Origin of the sequence: Micromonospora sp. NPDC048170, assembly GCF_040652795.1 — a bacterium.
GTDB lineage: Bacteria > Actinomycetota > Actinomycetes > Mycobacteriales > Micromonosporaceae > Micromonospora.
Genome location: NZ_JBEZMR010000002.1, coordinates 446,476 through 460,944, shown reverse-complemented (window position 1 = coordinate 460,944; position 14,469 = coordinate 446,476). Strand labels below are relative to the sequence as shown.

14 protein-coding genes are annotated in these 14,469 nt (G+C 67.4%); 4 read left to right on the top strand and 10 right to left on the bottom strand.

Annotation, left to right across the window (positions count from 1 at the left end; all coding sequences use genetic code 11):
• Positions 1 to 2: 2 nt before the first annotated feature.
• From AB0D32_RS05645 to AB0D32_RS05635, 3 genes are read left to right on the top strand one after another with little or no spacing between them, the layout of a single operon-like run.
• On the top strand, positions 3 to 2,141 hold the full coding sequence (locus AB0D32_RS05645; RefSeq protein ID WP_357085288.1) for a DNA methyltransferase: 2,139 nt from the start codon (positions 3 to 5) through the stop codon (positions 2,139 to 2,141).
• Between the two features lie 27 nt (positions 2,142 to 2,168).
• Positions 2,169 to 2,783 (top strand): hypothetical protein, encoded by a 615-nt coding sequence (locus tag AB0D32_RS05640; RefSeq protein WP_357085286.1) that lies wholly within the window; start codon positions 2,169 to 2,171, stop codon positions 2,781 to 2,783.
• The gene (locus AB0D32_RS05635; RefSeq protein ID WP_357085284.1) at positions 2,784 to 3,167 is read left to right on the top strand and encodes a hypothetical protein; all 384 of its coding nucleotides are present in this window, start codon (positions 2,784 to 2,786) and stop codon (positions 3,165 to 3,167) included. It abuts the gene before it with no gap.
• A 188-nt stretch (positions 3,168 to 3,355) separates the two neighbouring features.
• Here the strand turns inward: AB0D32_RS05635 and AB0D32_RS05630 are convergent, their stop codons facing one another.
• Positions 3,356 to 5,140: a hypothetical protein gene (locus tag AB0D32_RS05630; protein ID WP_357085282.1), complete on the bottom strand. Its 1,785-nt coding sequence runs from the start codon at positions 5,138 to 5,140 to the stop codon at positions 3,356 to 3,358.
• A gap of 450 nt (positions 5,141 to 5,590) precedes the next feature.
• Here AB0D32_RS05630 and AB0D32_RS05625 point away from each other — a divergent pair, with 450 nt between their 5' ends.
• Positions 5,591 to 6,037, top strand: a complete 447-nt coding sequence (locus AB0D32_RS05625) for an NUDIX domain-containing protein (protein WP_357085681.1) — start codon at positions 5,591 to 5,593, stop codon at positions 6,035 to 6,037.
• On the opposite strand, the gene AB0D32_RS05620 is transcribed toward AB0D32_RS05625, so the two are convergent.
• The 9 genes from AB0D32_RS05620 to AB0D32_RS05580 form a co-directional block, all read right to left on the bottom strand.
• The gene (locus AB0D32_RS05620) at positions 6,020 to 6,607 is read right to left on the bottom strand and encodes a histidine phosphatase family protein (RefSeq protein WP_357085280.1); all 588 of its coding nucleotides are present in this window, start codon (positions 6,605 to 6,607) and stop codon (positions 6,020 to 6,022) included. The genes AB0D32_RS05625 and AB0D32_RS05620 overlap by 18 nt on opposite strands.
• On the bottom strand, positions 6,604 to 7,350 hold the full coding sequence (locus tag AB0D32_RS05615; RefSeq protein WP_357085278.1) for an SDR family oxidoreductase: 747 nt from the start codon (positions 7,348 to 7,350) through the stop codon (positions 6,604 to 6,606). The genes AB0D32_RS05620 and AB0D32_RS05615 overlap by 4 nt, the downstream gene beginning before the upstream one ends.
• On the bottom strand, positions 7,347 to 8,480 hold the full coding sequence (locus tag AB0D32_RS05610; RefSeq protein WP_357085276.1) for a hypothetical protein: 1,134 nt from the start codon (positions 8,478 to 8,480) through the stop codon (positions 7,347 to 7,349). The genes AB0D32_RS05615 and AB0D32_RS05610 overlap by 4 nt, the downstream gene beginning before the upstream one ends.
• Positions 8,477 to 9,553, bottom strand: coding sequence for a glycosyltransferase family 9 protein (locus AB0D32_RS05605; protein WP_357085274.1), 1,077 nt, complete (start codon positions 9,551 to 9,553; stop codon positions 8,477 to 8,479). Before AB0D32_RS05605 ends, AB0D32_RS05610 begins: the two co-directional genes overlap by 4 nt.
• Positions 9,550 to 10,104 (bottom strand): phosphoribosyltransferase, encoded by a 555-nt coding sequence (locus tag AB0D32_RS05600; RefSeq protein WP_357085272.1) that lies wholly within the window; start codon positions 10,102 to 10,104, stop codon positions 9,550 to 9,552. The genes AB0D32_RS05605 and AB0D32_RS05600 overlap by 4 nt, the downstream gene beginning before the upstream one ends.
• A complete protein-coding gene (locus AB0D32_RS05595; RefSeq protein ID WP_357085270.1) occupies positions 10,101 to 12,008 on the bottom strand; it encodes a hypothetical protein in 1,908 nt (635 codons plus the stop codon). Before AB0D32_RS05595 ends, AB0D32_RS05600 begins: the two co-directional genes overlap by 4 nt.
• Positions 12,005 to 12,445, bottom strand: a complete 441-nt coding sequence (locus AB0D32_RS05590; protein ID WP_357085268.1) for a DUF4254 domain-containing protein — start codon at positions 12,443 to 12,445, stop codon at positions 12,005 to 12,007. Before AB0D32_RS05590 ends, AB0D32_RS05595 begins: the two co-directional genes overlap by 4 nt.
• Before the next feature lie 178 nt (positions 12,446 to 12,623).
• Positions 12,624 to 13,505 (bottom strand): hypothetical protein, encoded by an 882-nt coding sequence (locus AB0D32_RS05585; RefSeq protein WP_357085265.1) that lies wholly within the window; start codon positions 13,503 to 13,505, stop codon positions 12,624 to 12,626.
• An 85-nt stretch (positions 13,506 to 13,590) separates the two neighbouring features.
• Complete coding sequence (locus AB0D32_RS05580) at positions 13,591 to 14,199, bottom strand: hypothetical protein (protein WP_357085263.1); 609 nt, start codon at positions 14,197 to 14,199, stop codon at positions 13,591 to 13,593.
• Between the last annotated feature and the right edge of the window lie 270 nt (positions 14,200 to 14,469).

Genomic DNA, 14,469 nt, shown 5'->3' with positions numbered 1-14,469 from the left:
TCGTGGCTCACATCGACAACCTCATCAACTCGATCAAGGATCCCCAACTGCGCGTCGCGCTGCGCGCCGAGTACGAGAAGGTCACCAAGAGCCGACGCCTCGGTCTGGTGTTCGACCGCCATCTGCCCGAGTCGGTCGTCCTGCCGGGGTTCACGATTCGGGAAGGCGAGAAGGTTCAAATCCTCCTCGGGGACGGTTCGGAGGATCCCACAGAGCTGGACGGTTCCGGGGTTTGGACGGTCACCAAGGCGGGGGCAAAGTCCGCGCAGCTGCGAGATAAGAATGGCGAGTGCCGGGAGGTGCCGACCGCGCAGCTTGTGACCGCTCGCGAGTTCGGCGATCCGATATATCCCGGCCTGGTATCCACGGGGCGCGTCGTGCGTGGCGGCGGAGCCGGCGGCGATGACGGCGGCAAGCCCTTTCACACTGTCATCAACTCCGAGAACTACCACGCACTCGAGGCGCTCCTATTCGCATACGAGGGCCAGGTCGACGCCATCTACATCGACCCCCCCTACAACACCGGCGCCCGTGACTGGAAGTACAACAACGACTACGTCGACGACGCCGACCCCTACCGCCATTCCAAGTGGCTCAGCTTCATCGAACGCCGCCTCATCCTGGCGAAGCGGCTGCTGAACCCGAAGGATTCCGTCCTGATCGTCACCATCGACGAGAAGGAGTACCTGCGCCTCGGTCTCCTGCTCGAGCAGGTGTTCGCGAACGCCCGCATCACGATGGTCACGTCGTCCATCAACGCTGGCGGCTCCACCCGGACAGGCACCTTCGCAAGGTCCGCCGAGTACCTCTTCTTCGTGCAGGTCGGCGCCTCTCACCCCGCCGCCCTGCCCCTAGACGAGGAGTGGAACCCAGTCAAGACAGTCAACAAGCAAGACCTCTACTGGAACCGCCTCATCCGTTCCGGCACACAGCCCTTCCGCACCACGCACCCGAACCTGTTCTATCCAGTCTTCATCCGCAACACGGCCGACGGGCCGGTATTCGACTCGGTAGGCCAGCCCTTCTACGGCGAAGGCTGGCGCAACGTCGCTGCGCCCCCGGGCTGCGCGGCCGTCTGGCCCATCAGGCAGGACGGGAGAGAAGGCCGCTGGCAGATCTCAGCCGAAGCGTTGCGCGAGCTCATCGCCCTGGGCTACGCGCGTATCGGGACCTGGAAGGACGCCGCCACCTCCCTGAGCTACCTCAAGCAAGGAGAACGTAAGAAGGTCGATGACGGACTCTTCCCCGTCACCGGTCACCGTGCCGATGGGTCCGTCATCACCGACGGCTCCGGGTACCGAGCCCGCTACGTCCCGAACGACATCTGGCGGCTAACCAGCCATGACGCAGGTAACAGCGGGAGTCGGTTACTCGCGCGGTTCTTGCCCGACCGCACGTTCCCCTTCGCCAAGGCGTTGTACGCCGTCGAGGACGCACTACGCTTTTTCGTCATCAAAAAGACCGACGCATTGATCCTCGACTTTTTCGCTGGCTCAGGTACCACCGCCCACGCAGTCATGCGCCTCAACCGCCAGGACGGCGGGAAGCGGCGCAGCATCTGCGTGACCAATAATGAAGTTGGCGCCGCCGAGCGAGCAGCCCTGCTGGCGCAAGGACTGAAGCCCGGTGACGAAGCCTGGGAAGCACTCGGCATCTGCGACTACATCACTAAGCCGCGCATCCACGCCGCGATCACCGGCACTACGTCGACCGGCGAGCCGGTCAAGGGAGACTACCGTTTCATCGATGAGTTCCCGATGGCCGACGGGTTCGAGGAGAACGCCGAGTTCTTCACCCTGACCTACGAAGACCCCGCGCTCGTCACGCTCGGGCGCCGGTTCGAGGCAATCGCTCCGCTGCTGTGGCTACGCGCAGGCGCCACCGGCGAGCGCATCGACCGCATCCCCGACGAGGGCTGGGCCATGCCGCCGGCGGCGGTCTACGGCGTGCTCTTCGACACCAACGCCTGGGGACCATTTGTCGCCGCCGCAGCGCTGCGCGACGACCTGGTACACGCGTTCATCGTTACCGACTCGCTCGTGGAGTATCAGCAGATCATCGCCAAGCTGGACCCTGCGCTGAAGACGACACGGCTGTACGCCGACTATGTCCGCAGCTTTGAAATAAACATCCGTGCCTAAGGAACATCTCTTAACTAGGTGAAAGTATTGCCCGGCACCGACCCGGTTGTCCAACCGGAGAAGGCGATGTTCATCGGGCCGCAAGTTCAGGGAGGGTCGTTGGGCATCACCTGGGAGCAGGCGGGGCATGTCGCTGATGCGCTGGCGGTTCCTGGCTTCCTGTTCGGTACGATCGGGCTTGGTATGGCGTGGTGGCAAGCCAGGGAGGCGAGTAGGCAGGCCAGGAACGCCCGCACCGCTGCCGAGGCCGCTCGAGATGCTGCTTCGCACACCGAAACTGCGATCGGTCGCAGTGCCTTGCTCGCGGCGATTCCGGGCTTTCAAGACGTGGAGCTTGCTCTGACCGACGCCATCGCGCAGAACTCCGCCGAGCTTGCCCGAGCGGGCTGCGCGGACTGGCGGACCAAAGCCAGTCACGTCCGTGGGCTGCTCGAGGCCGCTGAGCTTTCCACCCCGGCGCTGCTGAGCCTGATCCAGGAGTCCATGAGCCTTGCGGTGAAGGCGCGCAGTGAGGTGATTAGACCCGATTGCACCGAGATACCGACTGCTGTTGGCGATCTCCTGCTCATCGCTGGACGGGTGACGGATGAGCTGACAAGCCTCGCGTCGAGGGAGAGCTACCGAACGGGAAGGGTGAAGTAGATGTCGGCGCCGAGCGCGGAAGCCATCGAGCGGCTGAAGGCGTTAGTCGCGGCACTGGCGCGGCAGACGCGTGCGGGCCGCTTAAACTGGAAGGACCGCGCGCATTCCAATGCGCTGGTTCGGGCCCTCGTGGACCGTGAGGTCTTCGAGGTATCGCTGCCACGGTCCACTATCACGGTTGCCTCGCGCCCGGGAATTACGGTCACGGATCAGGGCGGCGAGATCCTTCAGGAGTACATGCCGGCACCATTAGGGTTCGAGCTGGAGAGGGATCTTGATCTGGAGCGGCTTCTGGGGCACCTCTTGACGGAGATCCGCGAAGAGCAACGACGAGCGCTGACTGCGCTCGATGACATCATCGCCGACGTGGAGGGGCTTAGCTGAGCCGATGGGGCGAAACCAGCAGTAGGGACCCCGTGTCCTCGTTGCGCCGCTAGGTGCGAAGAAACGGCGCACGACAGCAAGCGGCACCGTCGCGGATGCTGGAGTCATCGTCGCGGCTGCCTTGCCGGCCGGTGGTACTAGCCCTGGGCGCTCGGCCGGTGGTAGGTGCCCGCGCCCTCTACTGCTGCTCACCGGCCGCTCGTGGGATGTTCGGAGGCAAGGGCGTCGATGGAGGCGATGAGTACCCGTCCGCGAGCGTCTTTGGCGGAGCCGTTCTGTTCAGTCTTCAGTACTGGGTGGCTGCCCAGGTAGCGGTAGACGGACTCACCGGTCGGGAGCTCCACCGTCACGGTGACACCACCGTCGGCACGGGGCTGAGCTAGCTCGACGCCCTGCGCGAGGTGACAGCGCGGGATGTAGGTGATGCTGGGCCCGAGGTCGAGTTCCCGTCCGGCGATGCGGATCATCGTGCGGGGCAGGACGTGCATAAGCCGGAACTCGCCGGTGAACTGCTGCGTGAGGCGGGTCGGGTCGTGGGGCTGGAAGGTGAAGCTTGCTTTGCGGTCTGCGATCGGCACCTGCTCCCCGGCGATCAGGCGTGCGGCGCGACGGATCACGGCGGCGTCTTCAGCGGTGACGGTCGACGGCACCGCGAAGACGCAGCGGGTGTGTTCCTGGATCGTGGCCAGCTGCTCTACCAGTTGCACCACCTGCTGCGGCGCGGCGTCGCTCAACGGCTCGTCGATGGGGGTTTCGGCGAGAGTAGTGCTGTCACCGTTCACGTGAAGTCGGATGAGGTTGGGTGGGACGAAGGCGGCTAGCAGTCGCAGCAGGGGCAGTGCAGCCGACGGTGTCGACAGCGGCGCCTGCGCCACCGACACGGTAACGGTGCCGGTGCGCCGCAGCTCGTCGACGCGCAGCTGCACGGTGAGGACGTTCAGGGCGTCGGATCCCCGCAAGGTGAACCCACGCTGTCCGTGCAGCCGCTGAGTGAAGACGATCTCGAGGCCCTGCTGAGGCATCCCGGCTGGGCTCAGCACGGTCAGCGTCGCCAGCAGCGGCGGCGTGAGGCGTTCAGGCACGGCCGTCATGAACAGCCGAGTGACCTGTCGGATCCCCGAGATTCCTAGCTCAGCCGGCGCGTTGACCGTCAGCGGCCCCACGAATTGCCCGGAGAGGTCCAGATCGCCGCCGTATGCCAACGCCTCGTCCACCTGCTGGCGCGTCTGCTCGCCCTCGGGTGTGGCGGGGAAATTGAACTCGCCCCTGACCGTGATGGGCGGCGCCTGTGCGCCGGGCCTTGCCGAGATCGTCACCTCGGTCCACCCATCGGCGGGAATCGCCTGGACCTGGTAGTCGGCAGAGATCTCCTCGGCGCGACGCCCGAGCGCCTCGACCCTGGCCACAAGATCAGGGACGCCGCCGGCGAGCATGTCGCGTTCAGCCCTGTGCTCTCGAATCGCCTCAAGCAGCTCACCGTCGACGTCCCTGAGCACTGCACGGACGAGGTCAGGATGGGCGGCAAGCTGCGTGTTGAGCCACGAGCGTCCGTGCCACTGGCGGATGAAGCGGTACGTCTTCTTGAGTTCCGCGAACCACTGCAGCTCGGCCGGATTGTGGTTGATGGGCACCACGAGGTACCAGGCGCGCGGGTTCAGCGTCGCCGCCCGCGCCAACGACTTCTCGACCTGGCTGCGGCGGTTCGGTGAGCGGCTGCCGAGCCGTCCGGTGAAGCTCTTCAGCTCGTAGATGCTCAGCCGTCCCGCGTGCCGTACCTGGACGTCGCGTCCGCCGTCTCCGCCCGAGCCGTCGATCACCTCGGCACGGGGATGTAGCCGGACCAGTAGTCGCGACACGAGGTCGGCGTACTGCGGCTCGGACAGCTTCTCCCACGGAACCGACACCACGTGCTGTGCCTCCACCCTTCGAACAGCGAACACGAAATCATAAGCGGCATCACCGACCGCGAGCACGACAGCAGAAGCGCGCCCGGCAAGGCAACAGCGACCTTGGCGGAGCAGCCGTGGCTGAATCCGGGCAGCCGGTGTGCAGCGCGCGAGCGTAGGCGGTCGCGCGCGGCTTCAGAGGTTCACGGCTACGTCCGGCTGGTTAACGAGCCCCCGCTCTGTAACACGGCGACGCCGTCCAACACGCCCTCGCCGCCGGTGCCCACTACCCCGGCTCCGGTGCCGACTACCACCCGCCCTCCGGCGCCTGATCCCACCACGGCAACCACCGACCCCGTCCTGGACCCGGTGGTCCACTCCTCCGAGCTCGTCTCAGGCGACGCTGGCGGTGCGGCTCGATAGATCAGCAGGCTAAAGCAGCAGGCCCAGCCGCCATACCCCACGCTCGAGGGTAGTAGGGCAACCGGGGTGTAACTTCTACTGCCTGTGCCAGGCGTGATGTCGATGGAGGTCTACGTGCGTGAGGTCGTACGTCGGTCGGTACGGGCGATCCTGTGGGACGAACGCGGTCAGCTCGTGTTGATCAAGAGAACGAAGCCTGGCCAAGCCCCTTACTGGACTGCGCCCGGTGGCGGCCTTGAACCGACGGACGCATCCCTCGATGCAGCCCTGCGCCGTGAGCTGCGGGAGGAGTTGGGCGCGGAGGCAGAGCAGTTTAGCCAGGTGTTCTTGTTCAGCTCGCCGTCGGGCGAGGGAGTGTCCGTGCAACACTTCGTCTCCTGCCGGCTCGCCCGGGTAGACGAGAGCGCCCGTACGGGTGCGGAGTTCACTGATCCGGGCCGTGGTGGCTATGACCTTGACCGGGTGGCCGTCGACCGCCTTCATGAGGTGGACCTGAAGCCTGACGCCCTGAAGGAGTTCATCCTCGCGAACGCCGATGCCTTGCTATCGGAGTTCAGCTAAGGCGGGCCAGATCCCTGCCGGTGCGAGCGTGAAGCGGCGCGCGGCTTGGAAGACGTCCTGGGGGCGGCTCGCTCCGGCGGTGATCGCTGCGACCGCGCCGATCAGCATTCGGTGCGAGACGATCAATGCTGAGTCTGCTTCACCCGCGTGTCCGAGGACCGTCGCGGCGGCCGTCGCCCGTTCGTAAAGCGCTGTGAGGCTTTCGCCCCCGGCCAGCGCCGAGTCCGGGTCGCGGAGTCGGTCCGTGCGCCAGGTCTGGTACTCAGACGGGTAGTCCTCAGGTCCTTTGCCGATGACGCAATCGGGGGCGCGCCACTCGGCGTACAGCGGGTTGGGAACGGCGAGCGGCACGCACAGCAGCGCCGCCAGGATCTCCGCGCTTGTGGCGGCGCGCGGATGCGGGCTGGTCAACACGATTGCAGGCCGGACACCGCGGTCACGAAGTGCGTGGGCGGTGGCGGCGATCTGTGCCGCGCCGCGCGCGGTGAGAGGCGTCTCGGGGCGGGCATGGGCGTGGGGGCGGGTGATTCCGTCGAGGCTGGTTCCGTGGCGGATCCAGAGGGTGGTCATGACAGGTGCCAGCCGCCGTCGACGTTGATCGCTTGGCCGGTGACGAATCCCGCTTCTGGGGAGGCCAGGAAGGCGATAGTGGCGGCGACGTCTGCGGGTTGACCCCGTCGTTTGATGCACTGTCGGTCGAGCTGGCGTCGGACCATAGCGTCGTGGTCGGGTACGACGCTGTGCTCTGCGGGGACCTCGATCGAGCCGGGCCGCACGGTGTTGACGGTGATGTTGTGGGGGCCGAGTTCGCGGGCGAGCGCGCGGACGAGTCCCTCCAGGCCGCTTTTCGCGGCGATGTAGCCGGCGAGGTCGACGCGTCCGAGCTGGGTCATGACTGAGGAGACAGCGACGAGGCGGCCGTAGTTGTTGCTGATGAAGGCTGGTGTGGCGGCGCGGATGACTGCGGCGTGCGTGACGAGGTTGAGTTCGAGCTGGCCGCGAAGGACGTTGAGGTCCGTCTGGCTCCACGGGATGCGGGGGTACGCGCCGGCGTTGCTGATCAGGACGGCGAGTTGGGTGGCGTGTTGCTCGATGGTGGCGCGGAGTGCGGTCTGGGTGTCAGCGGCGGTCAGGTCGCCGGTGACGGTGTGGGTCTGTGCGCCGTCGCGGCGGGCGGCCTCGACGACCGCGTCGAGGTTGGTGTCGTCGTGTCGGTGGGCCAGGACGAGGTCAAAGTCGGCGCACAGCCGGGCGGCGATGGCCGCTCCGATGCCGGTGCCTGCTCCGGTGATGACGGCGATGGGGCGGCTCATAAGGGCGGCTCCGCTGGCGTCTGAGTGGTGAGTCCGAGGATCTGCTCCAGGTCGGCGTCGGGTGCGTAGAGGTCGGCGAGTAGGCCCAGCGACAGAGCGGCGTCGCGGGGTTCCAGGAGCTGTAGTGGGTATACCGCGAGGATCCGCATGGCGAGGTACGGGCGTATCCAGGTGAGTAGATCCGTGGCGGCGGAGAGTGCGAGCGGCCGGGCGAGCGTCGTGAGGTATCGGGTGATGGCTTGCTGCCGGGCCGGCGATGGCTGGTGCTGGTAGTCGATGCCGACGGCTCGGCGGGAAAGTCTTCTGAGCCGTACGGTGGGTTCGACAGCTTCGGCGAGTGCCTTCCTGTGGTCGGCGTAGGCGTCGGTGTTGTAGTGAGGGACGAGCCAGGCGCCGTGCAGTCTCTGGTACCAGAGGAAGCAGGCGAGCTCGCCGGGGAGGGCGTTGAGGCCTGCGGTGTCGTAGTCGAACCAGACGGGCTGGTTGTCGGCGTCGAGGCCGATGTTGAAGTCGGTGGGGTCGCCCTGGGTCATCGCGGCCCAGACCTGCTCGTCTGGTTGGAAGGCGTCGCGTAGCTCGCCGAGGAGGGCAGGAAGGTCGAGCCGTCGGGGCTGTCCGTTGACCATGAGGGTGGTCTCCCGCAGCTCAGAGGGCCGGAGACCGTCGGCGTCGGTAAGTTTGAGCACGATCGGGTTGTGGCCGTAGTAGTGGTCCAGCCTGCCGCCAGGCTGGGCCCGGTCGCGGTAGAGCTTGCTGTTGGCGCGTGAGGCGGGGACTTGGCAGATGGTCGCGTCGATGGTTCGGCGGTAGTGCCGGAGGATCGCGTCGAGCCCGCGGTCGAGGTTGGCCGCGCTGCCGGGGCCGGTGGACGTGAGAGCGTCGAGGAGCAGGCCGGTGTCCGGAAGATCGGGTCGGTGGCGGTCGTAGAGGGTGAGGGTCCAGTGCCCGACGCGGTGCTGGGAATGCAGCCTTGGTAGCCGGTAGCGGTAGCGGATTCGGTGGTACCCGGCGACTTCGGCCGCAGCCTCCACGGGGTTCGGATTCACCTTGGCGAAGAGGCGGTGTACGCCGATGTCGAGGTGGAAGGTGCGGTTCATGGTGAAGCGGCGGTAGCGGCCGACGCGGATCATCGAGTCCACCAGCCCGCGCACTGCCCCGCGAAGTCGGCTATGACCTTGGCGGGGATGGCGCGAAGGTCGCTCGCGGTGGACCAGAGAGTGTCGTCGTAGCGGTCCCGCACGGGACACGCGTCGGCGACCGACATCAGGTGCGAAAACGGGGTGGCCACCGCGTGGTGACCTGCTGATCCGGTAATCCACTTGGCGTAGCCGTGCCGTCCGTAGAGACCGACCACATGCGGCTGCGTGCCGTCCCCTCGGATGGTGAGCGCAGCGAGATGGGTCAGGCCGGTGTCGTTGCCGATCACCAGCTCGGCGGCGGCGAACAGGTCAATGCACTCGACCGCCGTTGGTCCGTGAAGTACCTCAATCGACCCCACGGATGCCGGAGGCTGGTGGCCCGGTGGTGTCACCAGGCTGAAGCGCCAGGCACCTGAGTGGCGGGCCGACAGGTGTTCGACGAGGACGCCGAAGTTGTCGATGCCGTAGTCCTTGCGGTCGGGGCGACTCGTCGTGGCCACGAAGACCACGTGGAGTGGCTTCGGCGCTGCGACCGACGACCGGAACCTGGGGGACGGGTCATCAGATGCGGGGAGCCTGACGCCGAGGGCTTGCTCGACGTCGAGGTAGTAGCGCATCGGCAGGGCCGCATGGACCTCGACAATGTCGGCGTCGATGAGGTCGAGCAGCGTTGGAGGCGATTCCGGTACCGCGTCGAATTCCAAGGCGTCTTCGCTGCCGAGCGTGCCCAGTTGGTGCCCGTCGCCGGCCGTGACCGTGACTGGAAGGGTGCAGCGGGCGATCAGGTCCGCCCGGCTGCCGGCGTACTCCAGCGTTGCGAACTGATCGTGTGTGGCGTCGTGAAGTGCCTGTGCCATGGCGAGGCCGAGCAGCAGGTCGCCGAGTCCGCGAGAGCCGAAGTCGACGCGCCACCCGGTCTCACGAACCGCGTCGAGGCGTGCCCGCCGGGGTGGGGTCTCTCCGTTGGCCCGGCGATACGGCAGGAGCCGGCCGAGCGGCGCCCGTTCACGTCGGACGACGTACCGTCCGCCGCGGTGGCACACCGGTTCCTCGACGAGGGTCACAGCGTTGTCAGTACGCACAGCGGGACCTCATTGCACTCGAGTAGCTGTCGGCCCTCGCCAGCGGTGTCTTCGACGAGGCAGAGCGCACCGGTGATGTCGGCGCCGGCCGCGCGAAGCGCCTTGACGAGATTGGCCAGAGTGAGCCCGGTGGTGATCTCGTCGTCCACGATGAGGACGCGCAATCCTTCGAAGTCGCCGTAGGCGAAGACCTCAAGACGCCGGGCATGCGGCTCGTGGAACACGAGCTTTCCGGGTAGGTCGAGGTTGACTTTCCAGGCGAGCCGATACTGGCTACCGCTGGCCCAGGCCACCGCGATCGTCGGCACGATGCCGCCGGCGTCCAGGCCCAGGAGAAGATCGTGCGGCCGGTACGCCGGGTGCTCGGACCATCGCTTCCACAAGCTGCGGCCCGTCGCCAGGACCTGTTCTGCGGCCACATCGGTGCGGATGCCATCAAGGCCGTGGACGACGCGGATCGGACGAGTGGTGTCTCCCACCCCGAGCCGGGTCACTCGATCGGCGTGCAGAACCTCATCAAAGGCAGTGGTCATCGAAGATCTGATCCTTCCGTCTTGGGGATGTCAAAGGCGACCGTGCAGCCGAGCGCGTCGTAGTAGGCGAGGATCTTGGCGGCGACGCCGCAGACCCGGTGAGATAGAGCTTTGTCCTTTCGCCACCGGTCGCCGCTGACCTCGGCCACCTTTGGAAGGTCGACTTCGGCGTCCGGATGGCTGGTGGTGAAGGTGAGGCGGACCTCCTCGCTGGCATCGAGGTCCACCCCGTCGGCACGCAAGATGATCTTCATCATCAGGACGACGTGCTTGTAGACAGCGCGAACATCGGGTTCGGGGTTCGCGGCGAGTCGCCGCAACACCATCGCCACGAGCGGCAGTTCGCTGCGTGAGGCGCGGTCGTCGGCTGGTGCGTCGAAGGCGTTGAGTACGAGGTCGCTTCGGTGGTAGAGCAGGCCGCAGCCATCGCGGGTTATCTGCCGCACCGCGTGCAGTACTCGGGGCGGGACCAACCCGGCGAGCATCTCCCGGGTGGTGAACGACGACAGTGCGATCTTCTCCCCCGCCGGTCCGCTCTGCGGGATGCGCCTGGTCTGGAGCCAGTGCAGCGGCAGCGTGTCGCGTACGACAAGGAGGTCGAGGTCGCTCCATCCCGGTTGCCAACTCTGATGGGCGAGGCTCCCCGTGGCGGCGACGAGCGCGGTCTCAGAATCGGTCAGCCTGGCGACGCAGTCCGCGAGTACCGGTTGCAGTGCCTCGGGGATGGCCGTGCCCGCATGCGGTGGAACCCTGGCCCCGGACCTGCGGTGAACAACTTCCGTGACCGCCCTCTTCAGCGCGGCCAGGCTGTGGCCGTTGTCGATGACCGTGTCGGCGATCGACGCGATGCGGTCTCCGCCCCGGCTTCGCTTGATCGCGTCGCGGGCGGAGAGCGATTCCATGGCCTCGGTGGCGCGCTGCGCGCGAAGCCTGTCCGGGAGGCGGAGGAACACAATCTCGCAGCGCTCGCCCCAGATCCTGCGAAGATGTGCTGTGGCGTCGAAGCGGTGCGCGCTCTCCAGGCTGATCCGGTGCGAGCCCGGGTTCAGCGCGGCGAACCGAAGGATCTCTTCAGTGAGCATCTGCGCCTGGGTCAGCTCGTCCCATTCGCGATACGGATCGGCCGCAACGAGCCGATCGGCGGCAAGCTGCATGAGGTAGCCGATCTTCAGCCGGGTGGCTGTGTGCTCCGTGCGGAGCAACTCACCGACCGTGCTCTTGCCGCTCTCGGACATACCAGCGAGCACCCATAGGTGCTTGATCCGGTCTGGTGGCAGCGGAACGACGGGCACGTCGAGTTGCGTCAGGACCTGGCGGATTTCGCGCTGCACATCAAGGAGTGGGCGGTGCCCGCGCACCACGATGGCGTGGTACTCCCCGCTGCCGACTTGGAGATCGATCGCCTCGGCCAGTCGCCGCTGGTACTCGGCGTAGCGCTCGGTGGTCGGCACGGGCTCACGCGCCACGGCGTGGTGCGCCTCGGCCGCCGGCTGGTCGCTGTGGCGCAGCAGCAGGTGCAGCTCACGGCGCGGCGCGGGGGCATAGCGACGTGCTTTGGCCTCGACCTGCGCGAGCGCCTCGGCGGTGGAGATGCCGTCCTTGACCGCCGCTGTCGCCGCGCAGGTCGCCACAAGCATCGGCCAACCGCGGTCCTCCAACGCCAAGGAGCCGCCAGCGGCACACCGCGCGGCGTGGGAGCTGAAAACGAGGTCGATGTGTTCATCGGTGGTGCTGTCGACGAACCACCACTGACTGAAGTCTCCTCGCGACACCTCAGCCCATCGCCGGTCCCACCGATCGACTGTCCCGGTGAACGCGATGTCCGGCATCGCCGACGCCAGCCAGCGGGCGTTCGTGGTCTTGCCGACGTTGTCGGCGCCGTTGAGGGTGACGGCGATCCTCATCGCGGCTCCCGGTAGCTCTTGAGCGTGCGCCAGTGAGGAATGCGGCGGCGACCTTCATGAATGTCGAGCACAAGGGTGTCGAAGGCTTCGGTGAGTTCGGTGTACTGCTGGAGCGCCAGCGAAGGATCGACGTCGCTCGGGTCCAACTGGGCGGTCTTTGAGAATCGCCTCCACCGAACCCACGCGATGGCCAGGCGGTCGATCACGGAGCCGATCGTCTCGGTGTGCAACGGTGCACCGCCCGGAGGCCGGATCACATGCTCAACCCAGGAGTCGATCTCCCCGATGAGTGCGACGCGCGTGGCGTTGAGACGATCGATCGATCTCTTGGCAGCAGCCACCACGTGGTCGTCAGCGGCCGGGTCGCGGGAGATTGTCTCCGCCGCCCATTGTTCGCCGTGGTGCGAGGCGAGCCGGGAGGCCGCGTGGAGGGGCACCGCCCAAACCTCTGGCAGAACCCGCGGACGGCCGCCGAACGTACTGGTGATCAGGTCTGAGCTGGGCAGCGGTGGACAACGCTGCGGGTCGGGGGCGAGTGGTGGGTGACCGACGGAACGGAGGGGCATGGGTGAGCCTCCTTGATCCTAGGTAGGGCGGCGGCCGGTGCTCGGCCTGTCAGGGCCGGAGGGTGGTGCCGGCGGCGGTGGTGTGGCCGCGTTCGAGGATGAGGACAGCGGAGAACAGGCCCGGCCGGCGCCCGCTCAGCCGCTCGTGCGCGGCAAGGATCTCGCCACTGTGCGGGTTGACCAGCAGCTCAGAGGTGGATCCGTCGGCGGTGATGGTGAAGGTCAGGCCGGTGCGGCCGACGATGTCGGCGCTCTGTCCGCGGTAGGTGATGCCGGGGATGGCCGCGAGAACGCGCAGGCTTGTGGCCCGTTGGGCTTGGTTGAGGTATTGGGTGGTCGCGAGTGCGACGACGCCGTTGGCGAGTAGCCGCGGGTAGGCGGGTTCGTTGGCCAGTTCCCTGGGGGCGAGCATGGCGGCGAGGGTGGGCGCATCACTGGGCAGCGGCTCGGGCAGGTACGGATGCAGGCCGCCTGACAGGTGCTCGGTCGTTGTCTCAGGCGTCTGCGTGAACAGGGCCGGCTCGTGGCGCTCGGGTTGGTGGTTCAGTCCCGGCAGGTCGGGGAGGCGCCGGATTGCCTCCTGGCCCGAGCCGTCGATATCGCGGCGCCATTGGCGCAGGTCGGTGCGGGTGGTGGCATTGGTGGCGCGGGTCCAGGACTGGGTGTGCAGGTAGGTGTAAGGCAGAGCGGTGGTGGTGTCGCCGGGCGTGGCGGTGACGGTGTTGGCGAGGGCGGTCAGCCGTTGTGACGGCGTGAGACCCGGTCCGGTAGCGGCCGGCTGCGTGGCGACAGTCCGGCTGTCGGCTATTGCGGGCGGCGTCGACGCGGGGTTCTGGTGGGCTGGGGTGGTGGCGTGGCAGCCGCTGAGGAGAACGCTGCCGAGCAGGCTGACGGCCAAGCGGCGGGCGAGGGCAGTCGGGGTGGCTATCACGGTGTCGGGGTTCCTTCCCGGCACTGAGCAGTCGGTGGCGACGGCAGGGCTGGCGTTGTGAGGGTGCGGGCAGTGGCGAGGGGGCTCACCGCTGACCGTCCTCGTGGTGGTGACCCTTGGTGGCGCAGTCCTGTCGAATGCGGGCGAGGTGATGGGTCATGCGGGCGGTGGTGGAGTTTCCGGGGTGCTCACGGCGCTGCGTGGCGATGGTGTCGGCGAGGAGGTCCTGGGCGGCTTGGCAGTGGCCGAGGTCGTGCAGGACGAGGGCTGTTGTGGCGTGAACGGCGAGGGTGCGGTGGCCGCGTGGGCCGTCGCTGCTCGCGGCGTGCTCGCCGAGCTGCCGATAGAGGTGGTATGCGCGTTGATGGTGACCGGCGCTGCGGTGAGCGGCGGCGAACAGGTGCAGGGCGTGCAGGCTGCGCCGGTGCGTGGGGCCGTAGAGGTGGTCGGCGCTGTGGTGGCCGTACCCGGCCCAGCGGATGGCGGCATCGAGCTCACCGAGCCGCAGGTGCAGTGCGGCCAGAAGGGTGCCGGCTTCGGCATGCACCGGATGGGGTGGGGCGGTCGCGGGGTCGATGCCGGTGAGGCTGCCGTGCAGGAGTTGCCGGGCGCGAAGGGGATCGCTGACGGCGAGGTCACGGGCGGCGGCGACACGCTTCGCGCGCTCGGTCTCCCATCGGTCTGGACCGGCCACGGGTACCGCGCGCCAGGTCAGAGTCATATCGTGAGCGGCGGCGCCGACGGTGACGCAGGTCAGGACGCGGTGAGCGTGCATGGCGGCCAGGTGTGGGCGCGCTGGTGTCCCTGCGGGGGAAGCGATGATCCGTGGCGCGTGTCGCAGAATCGCTCGACCGACATGATCGGCGATGACGACGGCGTCGAGTGGCCTGGGCCAGCAGTCGTTTCCGCAGAGGTACGCCGGTGCCGCGGCGGCCGTCTCAGCCAGAGCCACTGGTTGGTGGCA